This is a genomic window from Paenibacillus sp. Y5S-9 (genome assembly GCF_036894235.1).
GTDB lineage: Bacteria > Bacillota > Bacilli > Paenibacillales > Paenibacillaceae > Paenibacillus.
Genome location: NZ_CP145887.1, coordinates 4,871,718 through 4,889,879, shown reverse-complemented (window position 1 = coordinate 4,889,879; position 18,162 = coordinate 4,871,718). Strand labels below are relative to the sequence as shown.

13 protein-coding genes are annotated in these 18,162 nt (G+C 48.7%); 12 read left to right on the top strand and 1 reads right to left on the bottom strand.

All coding sequences use genetic code 11. The features are described from left to right. The first annotated feature begins 57 nt into the window (after positions 1-57). The 9 genes from dnaJ to V6669_RS21570 all read left to right on the top strand — a co-directional run bounded on the left by dnaJ (position 58) and on the right by V6669_RS21570 (position 7,215). Complete coding sequence (dnaJ, locus tag V6669_RS21610) at positions 58-1,182, top strand: molecular chaperone DnaJ (protein WP_062835521.1); 1,125 nt, start codon at positions 58-60, stop codon at positions 1,180-1,182. A 240-nt stretch (positions 1,183-1,422) separates the two neighbouring features. Next, positions 1,423-1,791, top strand: coding sequence for a hypothetical protein (locus V6669_RS21605; RefSeq protein ID WP_338588005.1), 369 nt, complete (start codon positions 1,423-1,425; stop codon positions 1,789-1,791). 221 nt (positions 1,792-2,012) lie between these two features. Next, complete coding sequence (locus tag V6669_RS21600; RefSeq protein WP_017687220.1) at positions 2,013-2,192, top strand: YfhD family protein; 180 nt, start codon at positions 2,013-2,015, stop codon at positions 2,190-2,192. After that, positions 2,185-2,577: a hypothetical protein gene (locus tag V6669_RS21595; protein WP_091028377.1), complete on the top strand. Its 393-nt coding sequence runs from the start codon at positions 2,185-2,187 to the stop codon at positions 2,575-2,577. The genes V6669_RS21600 and V6669_RS21595 overlap by 8 nt, the downstream gene beginning before the upstream one ends. A 187-nt stretch (positions 2,578-2,764) precedes the next feature. Continuing rightward, entirely contained in the window at positions 2,765-3,730 is a 966-nt protein-coding gene (prmA, locus tag V6669_RS21590) for a 50S ribosomal protein L11 methyltransferase (protein WP_338588004.1), read from the top strand. 3 nt (positions 3,731-3,733) lie between these two features. Beyond that, complete coding sequence (locus V6669_RS21585; protein WP_074095894.1) at positions 3,734-4,414, top strand: site-2 protease family protein; 681 nt, start codon at positions 3,734-3,736, stop codon at positions 4,412-4,414. A gap of 138 nt (positions 4,415-4,552) precedes the next feature. Beyond that, positions 4,553-5,317 carry an RsmE family RNA methyltransferase gene (locus V6669_RS21580; RefSeq protein ID WP_338588002.1) on the top strand — a complete coding sequence of 255 codons (765 nt, stop codon included), beginning with the start codon at positions 4,553-4,555 and terminating at the stop codon, positions 5,315-5,317. Positions 5,318-5,319: 2 nt separating this feature from the next. Beyond that, a complete protein-coding gene (gene mtaB / locus V6669_RS21575) occupies positions 5,320-6,666 on the top strand; it encodes a tRNA (N(6)-L-threonylcarbamoyladenosine(37)-C(2))-methylthiotransferase MtaB (protein WP_047843791.1) in 1,347 nt (448 codons plus the stop codon). 111 nt (positions 6,667-6,777) lie between these two features. Further along, positions 6,778-7,215, top strand: a complete 438-nt coding sequence (locus tag V6669_RS21570; protein WP_338588001.1) for an NUDIX domain-containing protein — start codon at positions 6,778-6,780, stop codon at positions 7,213-7,215. 63 nt (positions 7,216-7,278) lie between these two features. On the opposite strand, the gene V6669_RS21565 is transcribed toward V6669_RS21570, so the two are convergent. Next, on the bottom strand, positions 7,279-8,280 hold the full coding sequence (locus V6669_RS21565; protein WP_338588000.1) for a Na/Pi symporter: 1,002 nt from the start codon (positions 8,278-8,280) through the stop codon (positions 7,279-7,281). Between the two features lie 370 nt (positions 8,281-8,650). Between V6669_RS21565 and V6669_RS21560 the strand changes: the two genes are divergently transcribed. From V6669_RS21560 to addA, 3 genes are all read left to right on the top strand, one after another. Further along, positions 8,651-10,027, top strand: a complete 1,377-nt coding sequence (locus tag V6669_RS21560; protein ID WP_338587998.1) for a class I SAM-dependent rRNA methyltransferase — start codon at positions 8,651-8,653, stop codon at positions 10,025-10,027. A 199-nt stretch (positions 10,028-10,226) separates the two neighbouring features. Beyond that, positions 10,227-13,730 carry a helicase-exonuclease AddAB subunit AddB gene (addB, locus tag V6669_RS21555; protein ID WP_338587997.1) on the top strand — a complete coding sequence of 1,168 codons (3,504 nt, stop codon included), beginning with the start codon at positions 10,227-10,229 and terminating at the stop codon, positions 13,728-13,730. Continuing rightward, a complete protein-coding gene (gene addA / locus V6669_RS21550) occupies positions 13,727-18,154 on the top strand; it encodes a helicase-exonuclease AddAB subunit AddA (RefSeq protein ID WP_338587996.1) in 4,428 nt (1,475 codons plus the stop codon). The genes addB and addA overlap by 4 nt, the downstream gene beginning before the upstream one ends. The last annotated feature ends 8 nt before the right edge of the window (positions 18,155-18,162 follow it).

Below are 18,162 nucleotides of genomic sequence, written 5' to 3'. Positions count from 1 at the left end.
CTTTGGCTTTCCTTTTGTCACGATGTGCGATATGGTGAATGATATGGGGGTGGAAGAGTGGCTGAAAAGCGTGATTATTATGAGGTGCTTGGCGTTAGTAAAACGGCTAACGACGATGAGATTAAAAAGGCTTACCGTAAGCTTGCCCGTCAGTATCACCCTGACGTAAACAAGGCTGCTGATGCGGAAGCTAAATTCAAAGAAGTTAAAGAAGCTTACGACGTAGTGAGTGACGGTCAGAAGCGTGCACAATATGATCAATATGGTCATGTCGATCCGAATCAAGGTGGATTCGGTGGTGGCGGTGATTTTGGCGGCGGCGGATTTGGCGACATCTTCGACATGTTCTTTGGCGGCGGTGGCGGTGGACGACGTGATCCAAATGCTCCGCAACGGGGGAATGACCTGCAGTATACGATGACGATTGAGTTCAAGGAAGCTGTATTTGGTAAAGAAACCGATATTACGATTCCGCGTACCGAAGGCTGTGATACCTGTCATGGCTCAGGTGCCAAACCTGGAACGAAACCGGAAACCTGCTCGGTCTGCCAAGGTAGCGGTCAGCAGGAAGTCGTGCAAAATACACCGTTTGGTCGTATGGTTAATCGCCGTGCATGTTCGAACTGTAGTGGTTCGGGCCAAATTATCAAAGAAAAATGTACAACGTGCAGTGGTAGCGGTAAAGTCCGCAAGCAACGCAAAATCCATGTCCGCATTCCAGCGGGTGTAGATGATGGCGCGCAACTGCGTATGACAGGTGAGGGCGAGGGAGGCCTGCGTGGCGGACCAGCGGGAGATCTGTATATTGTCATTCGCGTGAAATCACATGATTTCTTCGAGCGTGAAGGTGACGATATTTATTGCGAAATCCCACTTACCTTTGCACAGGCAGCTCTGGGAGATGAAGTTGAAATCCCAACGTTGACTGAAAAAGTGAAGTTGAAAGTACCAGCTGGTACACAAACGGGAACGTATTTCCGCCTCAAAGGCAAAGGTGTACCACGCTTACGCGGTATGGGGCAAGGGGATCAACATGTGAAAGTGGTTGTGGTTACACCTAGTAAGCTGAATGACGAGCAGAAGGATCTGCTTCGCCAAATTGCTGCGCTGGATGGAGAGCAAACACATGAGCATGAACAATCTTTCTTTGATAGAGTGAAACGCGCCTTCCGCGGCGACTAAGAATAAAATAAAGCAAGCCCAACAGGACACCATAGCGGTTTTTACCGCGGGGTGTCCTTTTTTGTGCGCCTTTTTTTGTGGTTCAGTGGTTTTTGTGAAATCCATGGATTTATGCTACGAAGAACGACAGCAATTTGTGGGAGCATTTCGGTATATTCTGAGCGAACTTGCGGAAAGATAGCATGGCGAGAATGATATGCATAGCTGATATGCGAGAAATTAGGGAAGCAGGTGAAGCGGATGACCGAGAAAAATATTTTGGCGTACTTTCACAGCCCGGAACAGGCTCAAGGGGCAGCCAAAAAACTGGAGGCATTGCGAGTGGAGGACCTGTCAATTAATCGATTCAGCCGATATGCGGGTGTAGGACCAAGCGGGGCTTCCTACAAGCCGGGCGTTTCCGGTAGTTTTTCATCATGGGTGCCCGATTCGATGCAAACAAATGCCAGTGCTGGAATCATGGCTGCGGCGGACCCTTCTGCAAGCGGCATGAGTGATGGTGGACAGGGTGGACCTACAGGAAGGGATGTATTACTAACGGTCATCGTAGATGAATCGGTACATCACCGTGCTATGTCTATTATCGAACAAGCCGGTGGATTGATCTAGTTTCAAGAAATCCATGTAAGATGAACAGAGAATTACACTTTAACGGAGAGTGTAGAACCAATCTGAAGAAGCGAAGCGTTCGCCTTTATCCCCGGATTTCTCCCTTTAAGAAGGGAGTTGAAGAAATCTGGGGATAACAGCGATCGGAGGATGGGACTACAATCGGAGTGTTACAGTGTAACACGTATTAGTTCATTTTAATTTGAAGGAGGAGCATTACAATGGCAGAACATGAACGTCCAGGCAAGATTCTAACCAAAACGGAAAAGATGAAACGTATGCAATCCGCGAAAAATGAGGACGTGGAATTCAGCGCTGAAGCTGCGGATCATGAAGATATCGAAGCACTACGCCGCAGTGAAGCGGCTGATCGACGTCAGGGACGGGAGCTTCATGACTGAAGATCGCTCGGCGGTGACCCTCGAAGCTGTTTTTACAAGCTGGACTGAGGCTGAGTCTGCACGCAGAGCCCTGGAATTGTTGCACCCGAACCAATTGAGTATCGAGAGCCTTGGCAATGAAGCGTCTGCATTGGATTCAAACGATGTTAAGGGCTTCGATAATTCCCCTACAGCCGTCGTTGGAGGATTTAGTGGCGAACTGAATGTACTTGCCTTGATCAGTGATGAAACGGAAATGTTGTCCAATGGTCAGGTGTATGATGCACCCAAAGAGGATTCGGCAAACAGGCTAAAACAAGAAATTTTGCTGACCGTGTCCGTATCCAACGATTCGCTCCCGCAAGCCGCAGAGATGATCACACAGAACGGTGGACGTTTTTGCTAAGTGAGATTCGAAATATGCAAAATGTAGTAAACGAAACAGATATGTATGAATAGATGACAGGATATTCGAGCAGTCAGGCTGCGGATATCCTGTTTTGTTTTTCTTTTACTGGTGCGGCTTTGTGCTCTGGCTAGCTTGTGTAGTACAATAGTTGGGATGTTTGAAAAATGAGGAGGAAAAACCAAGTATGTTATGGCATGAACTAACAATACATACCACAGAAGAAGCTGTGGAGATGATTTCGAATTTTTTACATGAAGCGGGTGCTGGAGGGGTTTCGATTGAAGAGTCCGGTACTTTAAATAAAAAACGGGACACAACGTATGGTGAGTTATACGACGTTCCTTTGAATGATATTCCTGAAGGCTTTGCGGTCATCAAAGGGTACTTCTCCGAAGGTACGGATATGGTTGCACTACAGTCCGAAGTTAATCCGAGAATTGAGGAACTCTCTGAATTTGGAATTGATACTGGTGAGGTTCGTTATGAGACGCGTACAGTGGATGAAAATGACTGGGCAACAGCCTGGAAACAATATTTCAAGCCGGTACGCGTATCGGAACGTCTGACGATCAAACCAACGTGGGAAGAGTATACGCCAGAAAGTCCGGATGAGAAAATTATTGAGCTTGACCCAGGCATGGCTTTTGGTACAGGAACACATCCAACGACCTCCCTCTGCTTGCGTACACTGGAAACGGTTGTTCAGGGCGGCGAGGAAGTTATTGACGTAGGTACAGGTTCTGGGATTTTGGCTATAGGAGCGATAAAACTTGGCGCAAAACATGTACTGGCGCTTGATCTTGATCCGGTTGCGGTAATCAGTGCCAGGGAGAATGTGGAACTGAACGGGCTGGAGCAACAAATTACGGTTAAAGAGAGTGATCTGTTGTCCGTCCTCGGGAGTCAGGACCCTGCGCTTGGTGTGCAACTGCCAGTTAAGGTTGTCGTGGCGAACATTCTGGCTGAGATCATTTTGTTGTTCGTAGACGATGTCTATAATGCGCTTGAGTCTGGTGGGACCTATATTGTATCCGGAATTTGGAAAAACAAAGAGCAGGTTGTACATGATGCACTGGTAGCCTCCGGGTTTGAAGTGAGTGCGATCCACCGTGATGAGGATTGGCTGGCGTTTGTAGCCAGAAAGGGGTAACGTATGGACTTTTGGAATTCGTTCTTTCGTTATCCGATCGATCAGCTTCCGTTTTTCCTGCTGACCATCCTGATCGCATTTACGGTGCATGAATTCTCGCATGCGTATTTTGCCAACAAATTCGGTGATCCGACAGCCAAGCTGTTGGGTCGGGTCACGCTGAATCCGGTTGTACACTTTGACTTGTTTGGTGTGCTGTTGCTCATTATTGCCGGCTTTGGTTGGGCACGTCCAGTTCCGGTTAATCGTGCTAACTTCGACAAACCTAGATTGATGGGCATCATCGTATCCGCAGCAGGGCCTCTGAGCAATCTGTTGCTCGCGATCATCGGTACAATCATCTATGCTTCACTGGTTGGTTCGGGAGCACTCGGCGGCATTGATAATGAGCGGTTGCTGACAGCAATCACAACGTTTTTCGCTATCTTTAACTTAACTAACTTTTTCCTGTTCCTGTTTAACTTGATTCCGTTGCCCCCGCTTGATGGTTATCGGATTCTGGAAGATGTAGTGCCACCTTCAATCAGCCGCAAGCTGCAAGGAGTGGAGCAATGGTCCATTTTTATCTTCCTATTGATTCTTGTTATACCTCCGTTGCAAAATGTGACGATTCAACCTTTGTATGAGTTTGCGCAAACGATGTATGTGGATCTGGCAAAGCTGGTTATTGAATTATATCGCTAAAAGCGAATCGTGTTTTGGGCTGATATACTGGTCAGAAACACGTAAAAGTTGTATGATCATCTGTGGCGATTGGATTCACGCCTGTCATCAGGCGGGGTGAATTCCAGTCATAACAGGACAGAATGGGTGGATTGACTAATGCAGCGATATTTTGTATCTGCAGAACAGTTTAATGAACACGCTGTGATCATCACAGGTGATGATGCACGCCATATCGGCAAGGTCATGCGTGGTAAACCTGGAGATAAACTGATTGTCAGTGACGGAAACTCCAAAGAAGCACTCGTGGAAATTGAAACTATTGAAGTTGGCCAAGTTACTGCAAATATTGTAGAGTCTCTGGTTATGGACCGTGAAGCACGGATTCGTGTAACCGTGGCACAGAGTTTGCCCAAGGGCGACAAGATGGAAACAGTCATCCAGAGATGTACTGAGATTGGGGCGGTATCATTTGTACCCTTCCTGTCAGAACGTACGATTGTGCAATATGATGCCAAGAAAGAAGGCAAACGGTTGGAGCGGTGGCGGAAAATTGCCAAGGAAGCTGCCGAACAGAGTCACCGGAATCGTATTCCAACTGTTGAGCAGCCGCTTTCCTGGAAAGGGCTGTTATCTTCTTTTGAGGGCTATAGCCTGGTATGTTATTGTTATGAGAAAGAAAACGGTAAACAGCTGAGAGATGTACTGAAGCCGTTTGTAGAGCAACTTGCACCTGGTGCAAGTGCAGAAGTATTAATCGTGGTTGGACCGGAAGGTGGATTTTCTGAGAAGGAGACGGCAGAGGCTGATCAGGCAGGTGCTGTATCTGTTGGACTGGGCAAACGCATTTTGCGTGCTGAGACAGCTGGAATGGCAGCACTAACTTGCGTGCTATATGAATCCGGAGAAATGGGAGGAATGTAATTATGCCATCCGTGGCGTTTTACACCTTAGGCTGCAAAGTTAATTTCTATGATACAGAGGCGATTTGGCAATTGTTCAAAAACGAAGGTTACGATCAAGTGGACTTTGATGAACAGACAGCGGATGTATACTTGATTAATACTTGTACAGTAACCAATACCGGCGACAAAAAGAGCCGTCAAATTATTCGTCGTGCCATTCGGCGCAACCCGGAGGCGATTGTGGCCGTTACAGGCTGCTACGCGCAGACTTCTCCGGCAGAGATTCTGGACATCCCAGGGGTGGATCTGGTTATCGGTACACAGGACCGTGACAAGATTTTGCCATATGTAAATGAAATTCAGGAGTCCCGTCAACCGGTTAACGCGGTGCGTAATATTATGAAAACCCGTGTGTTTGAAGAAATGGACGTACCGGATTTTGCTGACCGTACCCGCGCATTCCTGAAGATTCAGGATGGTTGCAATAACTTCTGTACATTCTGCATTATTCCATGGTCTCGTGGTCTCTCACGCAGCCGTGAGGCGAACAGCATTATTCAACAGGCGCATCAGCTTGTACACGCCGGATACAAGGAGATTGTTCTGACCGGTATTCATACAGGTGGGTATGGCGATGACATGGAGAATTATGATCTAACCGATCTGCTGTGGGACCTGGATAAGGTAGAGGGTTTGGAGCGTATTCGAATCAGCTCGATTGAAGCCAGCCAGATCGATGACCGCATGCTTGACGTGATCAAACGTTCGGACAAACTCGTTCGTCATTTCCATATTCCGCTGCAAGCTGGGGATGATACGGTGTTGAAACGCATGCGCCGCAAATATACGACAGAAGAGTTTTACAATAAGATGCTTCGCATTCGGGAAGCGATGCCGGATGTAGCGATTACAACAGACATTATTGTTGGGTTTCCGGGTGAGACCGATGAGATGTACCGTAATGGCTATGAGTTGATGCGGAAGATCGGTTTTTCCGAAATGCACGTATTCCCTTATTCCAAGCGTACGGGTACGCCAGCAGCACGAATGGAAGATCAGGTGGACGAAGAGGTCAAAAATGCACGTGTGCATGAACTAATTGACTTGTCTGAGCAGATGCAGCTGGAGTACGCTGAGCAGTTTGTTGGACAGGTACTGGATGTTATTCCCGAAGGTGAAGCCAAAGGCCGCGAGGGAAGTGGCAAGCTGCATGGTTATAGCGACAACTACATTCAACTGGTCTTTGACGGAACCATGGATATGGTCGGTAAAGTGTGCCGAGTTAAAGTTGTTGAAGCTGGCGTCAACGAGAGTCAGGCTACACTGGTACGTGTGTTGGAAGAGAATCTTAAGTCCGCCGCGATGTAAATCGAGGCGTCAGAAACAAGGATTTCATTTCCTTGGGGAGCTTACCCGGGGAGATGAGGTCCTTCTTTTGCAAAAAATAAGATAAAGATATCGAAGTTGATGGGGGAGAGCATGATGAACAAAAAAGAAATTTCAGCAGGCGGAGTTGTTTATAGAACAGGGGAAGACGGACGTCTTCAAATTCAGCTTATCGTAGATCGTTATGGTAAAACAACTCTCGCCAAGGGCAAAATGGAAGAGGGAGAAACAATTGAACAGACGGCACTGCGCGAGATTTTGGAAGAGACAGGTATGGTGGGTCGCATTGTAGAACCGGTCGATATCATTGCTTACACGTACCAACATGCAGATTTTGGCCCGGTGGACAAGGAAGTTCATTATTATCTCGTTGAAGCCAAGAGTGGAGATCTGCAGCCTCAGATTGAAGAAATCAAGGGTGTTGATTGGTATGCTCCGGAAGAAGCATGGTCCAGACAGCAGCAGAACGGATATGATAATAACGATGATATCTTGCGTGTAGCCCTGAACAAGTTAGGCATTAACGTATAACGCATTATTGTTCTGGTTCGAGTCAGTTAGCCGCGCGTTCTGTGGGTCTGGATAGGCAGATCATCAAGCCACGGGTGACTTCGCCGCAGGGGCGTGGACCGGTGGTTTTTTGTGCCAGATTGGCAAGTAGCAGAACGGTAAAGCAAGCAGTGAACTGGTGATGTTAAAAAGGGTCTGGGCATGCGCAATCTGTGCCCCGTTGTCCGCTGACAGCCAGGCCGAAGCTGCATGCAGCTGGCCGATCAGCGGCATAAACAGCAGCGCTCCCGCAATGTTTAATACAACATGGGAGGCTGCGACAAATTTGCCTGCGGATGCTCCGCCCGCGGCAGCGATCACAGCGGTGATGCAGGTCCCCACGTTGGACCCGATCACAATGGCGATGCCGATCTCCACAGGCAATACCCCTGTGGCTGCGAGCGTAATCGCCATGCTAATGACAGCTGCGCTGCTGTGAATGAGCGCTGTCAGACAGGCACCTGCCAGGAAGCCCCACCACAAGCTGTCTGCCGAGCGGTCGAGAAACCATTGAAATACGCCCATGCTCCGCAAGGGTAAAGCAATGGATTGCATCACCTGAATGCCTGTCATAACAAGTGCAAATCCCGCAGCTGCGAGGAAGCTGTACTGTATGTTAAACAGAGTCCGGCGTGTGCGTTCAGGAGCGACCAGATTGCGTTCACCAAGAACAACAAACATGGCCCAGCCCGTTAGCGACAGGACGAGTAGCGGCAGGGAAGCACGTCCGATCTGCAATCCCACCAGCTCCGTCGTCAGACATGTCCCGATGTTGGTGCCAAGGATGATGCCGAGTGTGCGTCCATAGGTAATTAATCTGGCATTAGCCAGTCCAATGGTGAGCACGGTGACCGCAGTACTGCTCTGTAACAAGGCCGTTGCACCTGCACTGAAGGCCATGCCTTTCCATGGAGCAGAGGTGGCGCGATTGAGCCAACCTGCCAACATGGGCCCTGCCATGCGCTGCAAGGCCGTCTCCATCAGCTTCATGCCACCAAAAAAGATAATAAGCCCATAGAGTAGGGGCAATATCACATCTCTAAACATAAAAATATCATTCCTTCCGTCCGGTTCCTTAACTCATCCTATGAGTAAGAAAAGACAACCATGACAAGCCTAAAGGAATTCATAGGGAAGCGACCTACATTATCGGCCCCTCAATTCCAAAAGTCCGGAAATGCGTCTTCACTACCCAAACACAATTCGAAAGATACGGTGATTCGTGCAAACGTAGCGAAGAAGACGAAATTGTTACCGAAGAAGCGAAGCGCTCGCCTTTATCCCCGGATTTTCCCTTTAAGAAAGGGAATCAAAAAAATCTGGGGATAACAGCGATCAGAGGAACAATTCGTCGCCGTAGCGTCTCCTTTGTACCAAACCTATCTTTTCAACTAACTATGAAAGAAGTGGATCTACCTTGCCATCAGTTACACTCGAACGCAGTCGCAAAAAGCGACTTGAACATGCCCATCCATGGATATTTAACAATGAAATTGCCTCTGTTGACGGAAACCCGGAACCGGGAGATCTGGTCAATGTATTGAATCATCAAGGTCGCTATCTGGCGACAGGTTATTACAATCCTGCATCTCAAATCACAGTAAGAGTTGTAGCTTATCAACCGCTGGAGTCCGAACAGATGGACACCGCGTTTTTTGCAGCACGTTTCCGTGATTGCTTGCGTCATCGGGAACGTTTTATCCAGGATGGAGAGGCATACCGTCTCGTTTACGGAGAAGCTGATTTTCTGCCAGGATTGATCGTTGATCGATTCGGCAGCATCCTCGTTGTACAGTTGCTTACACTTGGCATGGATCGTTGCCGTGAAGCGATTGTACAGGCGCTCATTGAAGTAATGCAGCCGGAAGGCATATATGAGCGCAGTGATGTCTCAATTCGTGAACTCGAAGGTTTGGAGCAGACCAAAGGTCCGCTGTACGGAGAGTGCCCACGACATGTCACCGTTACAGAGAATGGACTACTCATTAAAGTGGATATCGTGGAAGGGCAGAAGACAGGTTACTTCTTCGACCAACGTGAGAATCGTGCAGCCATCGAACCGCTCATGAAGGGTTGGGGCTACAAGAGTGGAATCACACTTCAAACGACTGAGCAGGATGGCACAGAGCAGCTCTTGCCTGTGAATAAAAGCGGTAAGGTAGTTACATTCCCTTATTGGGACGGTGCTACTGTACTGGAGTGTTTCTCACACACGGGCAGCTTTACGTTGAATGCTTGCAAGTATGGAGCCAAAAAAGTGACTTGTCTTGATATTTCGGAGCATGCCATTGAGAGTGCACGAACAAATGTGGAGCTGAACGGTTTTACCGACCGGGTCGAATTTGTAGTTGCTGATGCATTCCAGTACTTGCGTGAACAAGTGAAGGGGCTGGATGAACGTACCACACGTGCACGTGCAGGCGAACAGAAAGTGGATACATCCAAAGCGCTGGCAGCTGGCGGTAAAACATTTGATGTGGTCATCCTCGATCCTCCTGCATTTGCCAAAACGAAATCAGCAGTCAAAGGTGCATGCCGTGGATATAAGGATATCAATCTGCAAGGAATGAAACTGGTTAATGAGGGCGGATATTTGGTAACAGCGAGCTGTTCGTATCACATGCGTCCTGACCTTTTCTTGGACACGATTGCGGATGCAGCAGAAGATGCAGGCAAAGTGCTTCGTCTGATCGACTGGAAAGCAGCCGGTAAGGATCACCCGCAAATTTTGGGCGTGGATGAAGGACATTACTTGAAATTTGCTATTTTCGAAGTGCGCAGTAAAAAGAATTAATTGTATGATTTCCGTTCCAATCAAGTATAGATCAAGTCAAAAGTCCACAGTGTGATAGCTGCGGGCTTTTTGCTGTTTTGCTGTGTTAACGGAGATGATCTCCGGTTTTACCGAATAGTGGCAAACGTATGTTCCGAACCAAGTCAGATATGTTATACTGGGAATTAAAATCTTGTACGTGTGGTTTGGAGGATTAGACATGTCCGTTCGTTTTGTTATTGGCCGGGCAGGCAGCGGTAAAAGCTCGCTGATTACCCGGGAAATTACATCCCTGCTTCAAAAGGAGCCACAAGGTAAACCTTTAATTGTACTCGTTCCCGAACAGAGTTCTTTTCGAACAGAGCAGGCATTGGTGTCTTCTGGAGCAATTAAAGGTACCATGCGTGCAGAAGTGCTCGGCTTTCGCCGTTTAGCCTATCGTGTAATGCAAGAAGCAGGTGGTTCTGCTCGTATTCCGATCGGAGCCGAAGGAAAAAAAATGCTGCTTTACAAAGTCATCCAGCGCCGTAAGGAAGAATTGAAGCTGTTTGGTGCATCCGGCAGCCAGCTGGGTTTTATAGGCGAATTAAATGATTTATATAGTGAATTTAAACGTTATGAAGTTGATCCATCATTGCTGGAAGAAGGGCTGTCTGGAGGGAATATCTCGTCCACTTCGCCAATTCTGGAGGACAAGTTGCATGACTTGAATCTGATATATCGTGACTATGAACAGGAACTGACCAATTTATATATTGATGATGAAGACACGTTGACCGAGCTGACAGATCGTTTGTCGGAAAGTGCATTGCTGCAGGATGCCCAGATCTGGATTGATGGTTTTCAGGGATTCACACCACAGGAGATGAGTGTGATCGGTCGGCTGATGTTGCAGTCCTCTTCCGTGACCATTGCACTGACATTGGATCGTCCTTATGATCACGGCGCACTGCCTGGAGAACTGGAACTGTTTTATCCTACGGCAAGTGCCTACGCGCGTCTCAAAGGGATGGCTGACGAACTGGGTGTACCGAGCGATATAACCGTGCTAGATTCGGAGATTCCACCGAGATACAAGGATCGTCCGGGACTTGCTCATCTGGAGGCTGGTTTCGACCGCCGAATTCGTTGGAAAAGTGATGGCCTTGATTCCGGAATCCGACTGGTTGCAGCGGAGAACCGACGAGCTGAGATGGAGGGAGCACTGCGTGAGATGCGGCGTCTGGCGCAAAACGAAGGTGCGCGTTATCGGGATATGGCGGTACTTGTTCGTCAGTTGGATACCTACGCTGATATAGCTGAATCTCTATTCAGGGATTATGACGTACCCGTCTTTCTGGACCGCAGAAGAAATGAACTTCATCATCCATTATCCGAGTTTATCCGTTCCGCACTGGATATTGTTCGGCGCCACTGGCGTTACGAGGATGTATTTCGCTGTGTCAAAACGGATCTGTTGCTTCCGCGTGATGGTTCCATCACTCGTGAAGATATGGACCAGCTTGAGAATTATGTACTGGCTTGTGGTATTCACGGGTATCGCTGGACTGACGGCAAACCGTGGAAGTATGTACCAAGCCTGTCGCTGGAAGACAACGGTCAGGATGGTCGGAGTCGAGGACGGGACCAGATGCTTTCCTTAATGGAGAGCTGCCGAACGGTCATTACAGATTCCTTGGGTGTTTTTGAGAAACGGATGAAAAAGGCAAAGACAGCTAAAGCCCAATGCGAGGCACTATACAGACTGCTGGAAGATGCTGAGATTCCATGGAAGCTGGAGAATATGTCTGCTGAAGCTAAGGCTCAGGGTGACCCCGAACGGTCGAGAGAACATCGGCAGATGTGGGGAGCTGTGCTGGATTTATTGGATCAGATGGTCGATATGATGGGGAATGAACGGCTGGATATCACGCTGTTTGCCGGAATGATCGAGACCGGATTGACGGAACTGAAGCTGGGTCTGGTACCACCAGCACTTGATCAAGTATTGGTGGGTTCCATGGACCGTACACGCCTTCAGGACATCAAATACGTATTTATCCTCGGCGCGGTTGATGGTGAATTACCTGCCGTACCTCAGGATGATGGCGTATTAACGGAACTGGAGAGATCGTTACTGACGGAAAGAGGCGTGGCACTTGGACCAGGTGCAACAAGGCAGATGCTGGATGAACGTTTCCTGATCTATACGGCACTTACAGCGGCAAGCAGCCAGTTGTGGCTGAGTTACCCTGTTGCTGATGATGAGGGGAAAACACTGCTTCCTTCCGAGATTGTCCGCCATGTACGGAAGATGTTTGGTCTACAAGAACAGCCATTGCTCGCTCAACCACCGGTTGCGAACTCGGAAGAAGCGCATTGGTCCTATGTCACCCATCCAGGTCAGAGTCTGTCTACGCTCATTGGACAATTGCGCAAATGGCGCCGCGGAGAAGACATCCCTGAAATGTGGTGGGCGGTCTACAATTGGCATGTATCTCGGGAGACAAGCAGACCTCAACTGGAGCGGTTGATGGGATCGATCTTTTATCGTAATCGGGCATTACCACTTCGGACAGCCACCAGTCGCAGACTGTATGGCACAGAGGTAAGGACGAGTGTCTCGCGAATGGAGCGGTTCGTAGCCTGTCCGTTCTCTCATTTTGCTTCGCATGGGCTACGCCTCAAAGAACGGCAATTGTACCGCCTTCAGGCTCCTGATATCGGACAGCTGTTTCATGCTGCACTAAGCCAGCTGGCTATGCGGTTGCGCGAAGAAAATCGTAGTTGGGGCAGTTTGACTCCAGACCAATGCCGTCAGGAAGCCGAGCAAACTGTGGAGCAGATTGCACCACAGCTGCAAGGGGAGATTTTGCTAAGCACCAAGCGATACGGTTATATTTTCCGTAAGTTGAAGGACATTGTTAGTCGGGCATCCGTTATTCTCGGTGAACAGTCCAGACGTGGAAGTTTTGAACCGATTGGGCTGGAGCTTGATTTTGGACCGGATAAAACACTGCCGCCACTACGTTTTGAACTGGAGAACGGATGTGTGATGGAGATCGTGGGTCGGATTGACCGTGTGGATGTGGCAGAAGGCGAGAATGGTCTGCTCTTGCGTGTCATTGACTATAAATCAAGCCAGACGGACCTCAAGTTACATGAAGTGTACTATGGTCTGTCGTTGCAGATGCTCACCTATCTGGAGGTGCTGCTTAGTGCTGCCGAGGAATGGCTTGGGGAAACGGCTATGCCGGGAGGAACGTTGTATTTCCATGTGCATAACCCGCTGTTGCAATCGGCAAACGGCATGACATCAGAGCAGGCAGGACAAGAACTGCTGAAACGGTTCAAAATGAAAGGTTTGCTGCTGGCGGATCGGGACGCAATCGCCCAAATGGACAATACCCTGGATAAGGGGTATTCAGCTATTATTCCAGTTGCTCTTAAGGCGGACGGTAGCTTTTATAGCAGTGCCGCTGTAGCCACACCAGAGCAATGGGATACGCTGCTTGCTTCGGTTCGCAGTAATATCCGTGAGATTGGTACCCGGATTACGGATGGGGATGTGGCCATTGAACCTTATCGTATTCAGCAGGAAGTGGCGTGTACGTTCTGTCCGTATAAGCCTGTTTGTCAGTTTGATGAGAATATAGAAGGAAATGAATATAACCTGTTGTCCAAACCGGGCAAACAGCAAATCTGGGATATGTTATCTCACACCAAGGGAGGGGAAACATCATGACGAATATGCCAAAACCGGAGGGTAGCTTCTGGAGTGATGACCAGTGGAGTGCCATCTCTGAAAGCGGAGAAGACATCCTTGTTGCCGCAGCGGCGGGATCAGGCAAGACAGCCGTACTGGTTGAACGAATTATTCGCAAGATCGCAGATCCCTCCCAAGGATACAGTGTGGATCGTTTGCTTGTAGCTACATTTACCAAAGCCGCCGCCGCCGAGATGAAACAACGGATTCGGGAAGCGCTGGAACGTGCGCTTGAAGAACAGCCTGGAGAAGAGCATCTGCGTAAGCAGCTGTCGTTGCTTGGAAGGGCATCTATTACAACGCTACATTCATTCTGTATGGAAGTCATTCGCCGTTACTATCAGCAAATTCCGTTGAACCCGGCTTTCCGTATCCTGAATGAAAATGAAGCGGAAATCATGCGCCAGGAACTACTCGAAGAACTATTTGAGGAAAAGTATGGCGAAGAAGATGAAGGGAGTACATTCCGCGAATTGGTGGACTGGTTCAGTGGAGAACGAAATGATGATGCCATGCATCGACTGGTGCAACGATTATATGATTTCTCCCGCAGTCATTCCTGGCCGGATCATTGGCTCTCCGAGATGGCATCCGCTTTTCAGGTGGAAAGTGTAGAGGCGCTTGGACATTCAGCATGGGTTCAGAGTATTTTGCGTGATGCGGCTCTTGCTTTAAGTGGTGCAGCAGGACTGCTTCGTCAAGGCATCCATATTTCCATGCAGCCTGAAGGTCCGGCACCTTATGCAGATACGTTAAAAGAAGACCTGGTGATGGTAGAAGAGCTATTGTCTGCGGTCCAGGTTATGCCATGGGAGAGGTTGCCTGAAGTGTTTCAACCCGCTGCATTTGGCAAACTGAAACCGTGCAAAAAAGATCAGACGGACCCGGCTTTACAGGATCAGGTGAAGGAACTTCGGGAGGCTGCAAAAAAGGCAGTTACTGACCTGAAAGGCTCACTGTTCGGAAGAACTGCGTTTTCGTTCTGGCAGGAGCTGGAGCAGGCGGCACCACTCATGCAGGAGTTGTCGAGGTTGGTTAGTACATTTGGAGAACGTTATCGACAGGCCAAACAGGAACGTGGGCAAGTTGACTTCAGTGATCTGGAGCATTATTGCCTTCACATTTTGCGACATGAGGATTCAACGCCTGAACTGTCAATGCCTTCTGATGCCGCTATGGAGTACCGTTCGCGATTCGATGAAGTGTTGCTTGATGAATATCAGGATACCAATACGGTTCAGGAAGATATCGTGAGACTAATCTCCAGAGAAAACCCGGGGAACCGATTCATGGTCGGTGATGTCAAACAGAGTATCTATCGTTTCCGGTTGGCAGAGCCGGGTCTGTTTATGAACAAGTATCGCCAGTATGGAGCGAGCACGCGTGAGAACGGAAATAATGAAGATCGCCTGAATCGTACAGGGCAACGTATTGATCTTGCGCGGAATTTCCGCAGTCGTGCGGAAGTCGTGCATTCGGTCAATATGATATTCCGGCAACTCATGAACGAAGGTGTGGCAGAGATTGCTTACGATGAACGAGCTCAACTGGCATATGGAGCTACGTTCCCGTCAGAAACGCTTGGTGATGAGGCGTATACACCTGAAATCATGCTGATCGATCGTCAGGGTGGTGGTCCTGATCTGACAGAGAGTACAGATGAGAATGGGGATGCATCGGTCTCCGCAGAACTGGAGAGTGCCGAACTTGAAACAGCCCAGTTGGAAGCAAGGGCGATCGCAAGGCGTATTCGTGAGATGGTTGGGGATACGGACAAACCTGCCCTCCATGTATATGACAAAGCCCTGCAAACGATGCGCCTGGCACGTTACGGTGACATGGTCATCTTGCTGCGTTCGACCTTGATGTGGGCTCCGCTCATGATTGAGGAATTCAGACAGCAGGGAATTCCTGCTGGAGGAGAACAGAGCAAGGGCTATTTTCAGGCTACAGAAGTGGAAATCATGATGTCTCTGCTTCAGCTTGTTGATAATCCAAGGCAGGATATTCCGCTCGCTTCCGTGCTTCGTTCCCCGATTGTAGGACTGGATGAAGAAGAACTGGCACAGATTCGGCTTGGTGACAAAAGACAGTCATTCTATGATGCGGTTATATCGGCTGCTGGAGAGTGGAGCGATTCTTCCACTAATGCCGTACAACAATCCCGGCAGGATAATCATCCTGATACCAATATCGTCCAGTTACAGTGGCCGGAAGCCTGGTCAGAGATGAAACAGGGACAGCGGGAGACAGCAGCTTCATTCGAGGCAGAGATCCTGGATGATGTCTATGAATTCGATGTGCACACATTGCATACAGATGAAATGCAAGATGCTGGTATTGCGGGACATGCAAGTGAGGATCCGGGCATAACGGAGATCTCGGGCTCGGAGTTACAGCAAAAGTTAATTCGCTTTATGCGTCAATTGGAGCAGTGGAGACTTGAGGCAAGACAAGGTAGTCTAAGTGAACTGATCTGGCGTATGTATCGGGAAACCGGTTATTTGGACTGGGTTGGTGGCCTTCCAGGAGGACTGCAACGTCAAAGTAATCTTAAGGCATTGTACGATCGCGCACGACAATATGAGGAATCAACTGCGAATCGCGGCTTGTTCCGTTTCCTGACCTATGTTTCCAGACTGCGGGAAAACGGGGGAGACCTCGGGACTGTAGCAAGTAGTTCTGGCGAGCAGGACAACGCCGTACGGATCATGACGATTCACCGGAGTAAAGGTTTGGAGTTTCCAATTGTCTTTGTCGGTGGCATATCCAAGATGTTTAATCAGCAGGACTTGAACGCACCGTTTCTAATGCATAAGGAACTGGGATTTGGCCCGAGGTTTGTGGATCGTGAGAACCGCGTTGCCTATCCTACATTAGCCAATCTGGCGATTCGTCGTCGTGCGCAATTTGAACTGCTTGCTGAAGAGATGCGTGTGCTGTATGTTGCGTTGACCCGTCCCAAAGAGAAAATGATTCTGCTGGGTACTGTAAAAGATGCCGCGAAAAAAGCGCTGGCGTGGTCTCAGGTCAAAGATAGCCCTGAACTGGCATTGCCAGACTATCTGCTTGCTGCAGGACGGAGCTACCTGGACTGGATTGGACCATCCCTGATGAGACATCCAGATGCGGCTGTGCTGCGTGAACTTGCTGGAAGCAATGATTCGTTCTCAACCTGTCTTGCAGATGATCAATCACGCTGGGCGATTTCTATTATTTCCGCCGATCAGGTATCCCGTGATCATGTGGTAGATCTGACACTCGGAGAAGAAGACGGGATGACTGAGGTGCGGAAAGAACGAATTGCTGCACTAAAAGCCGTTCAGCCTGTGAAGTTGGTTCCAGCCTCAACAGTAGAAGAGCTGACGAAGAGTGCACAAGTCACGGCTAACCAAAACATTGGAGATGAAGGTGCAGCTACAGTAGCTCTTCAACAAGAGGAGACACGCCTGATCAACGAGGTTGATCAACGGCTTTCATGGACGTATCCCTATGAATCAGCAACTCAAGTAGCAGCCAGTACATCTGTCACGGAGTTGAAAACGTTACTTGCGATGCAGGACATCCAGTCCGTAGAGGTGATGGAGGAACTGGGGGAGAAGTCCGAGAAATTATTGGATTATAACACCTCAGGAATCAATAACATCAAGGATGAAACAAGTCATGCTCATCGTGATGCATCCAGTGAATCTATCAAGCATGAGGCTGGGTTAGGGTCAGATTCAAACCGTACTGTGAACGTTTCGGATGCGGGATCTGCGGGTACGTCTTTCAAACTGCACCTGCGTCGTCCCAAATTCATGGAGGCAACGCAGCTGACAGGGGCAGAACGGGGGAACGTGTATCATACGTTGATTCAGCATCTTCCTATAGATGGCTCATCCGTTGATTCACAGCTTATTGAACAGACGATTGAGCGGTTGATTAAGCTTCAGATTTTGCTGCCCCATCATGCTGCGGCTATCGAACCTGAAGAACTGGCCGGATTTTTCAATACAGAACCAGGAAAAGAATTATTGCATGCAGCGTGGGTGAAACGGGAAATTCCGTTTGTGTATGGACTTCCGGCACATCAGTCTCCAGTGGAATGGCTACATGAACAGGCGGCGAACTCAGATATGCAGATGCTAAATGAAGATAGCAAAATGCAGGCAACGATTGAAAGTGAAACCGTGCTTGTACAAGGGATTATCGATTGTCTGTATGAGGTGGACGGCGAGCTTGTCTTGCTTGATTACAAGACGGATCGGGTGTTGGAGCATCGTGGTGGTTTGGATGAACTCACCAAAAAATATCGCTTCCAGCTGGATCTGTATGGACGGGCCATTGAAGATATATTGGGACGGAAAGTTGACCGGAAATGGCTGTACTTTTTTGATGGTGGACATGCAGTGAAATTGTAAAAGAACTG

What these genes read in the sequence shown, in the direction of transcription:
- V6669_RS21595 (WP_091028377.1), top strand. Translation starts at nt 2,185, where the DNA reads ATGACTGAAGATCGCTCGGCGGTGACCCTCGAAGCTGTTTTTACAAGC.
- V6669_RS21605 (WP_338588005.1), top strand. Translation starts at nt 1,423, where the DNA reads ATGACCGAGAAAAATATTTTGGCGTACTTTCACAGCCCGGAACAGGCT.
- V6669_RS21600 (WP_017687220.1), top strand. Translation starts at nt 2,013, where the DNA reads ATGGCAGAACATGAACGTCCAGGCAAGATTCTAACCAAAACGGAAAAG.
- prmA (WP_338588004.1), top strand. Translation starts at nt 2,765, where the DNA reads ATGTTATGGCATGAACTAACAATACATACCACAGAAGAAGCTGTGGAG.
- addA (WP_338587996.1), top strand. Translation starts at nt 13,727, where the DNA reads ATGACGAATATGCCAAAACCGGAGGGTAGCTTCTGGAGTGATGACCAG.
- addB (WP_338587997.1), top strand. Translation starts at nt 10,227, where the DNA reads ATGTCCGTTCGTTTTGTTATTGGCCGGGCAGGCAGCGGTAAAAGCTCG.
- V6669_RS21570 (WP_338588001.1), top strand. Translation starts at nt 6,778, where the DNA reads ATGATGAACAAAAAAGAAATTTCAGCAGGCGGAGTTGTTTATAGAACA.
- V6669_RS21585 (WP_074095894.1), top strand. Translation starts at nt 3,734, where the DNA reads ATGGACTTTTGGAATTCGTTCTTTCGTTATCCGATCGATCAGCTTCCG.
- mtaB (WP_047843791.1), top strand. Translation starts at nt 5,320, where the DNA reads ATGCCATCCGTGGCGTTTTACACCTTAGGCTGCAAAGTTAATTTCTAT.
- V6669_RS21580 (WP_338588002.1), top strand. Translation starts at nt 4,553, where the DNA reads ATGCAGCGATATTTTGTATCTGCAGAACAGTTTAATGAACACGCTGTG.
- V6669_RS21565 (WP_338588000.1), bottom strand. Translation starts at nt 8,280, where the DNA reads ATGTTTAGAGATGTGATATTGCCCCTACTCTATGGGCTTATTATCTTT.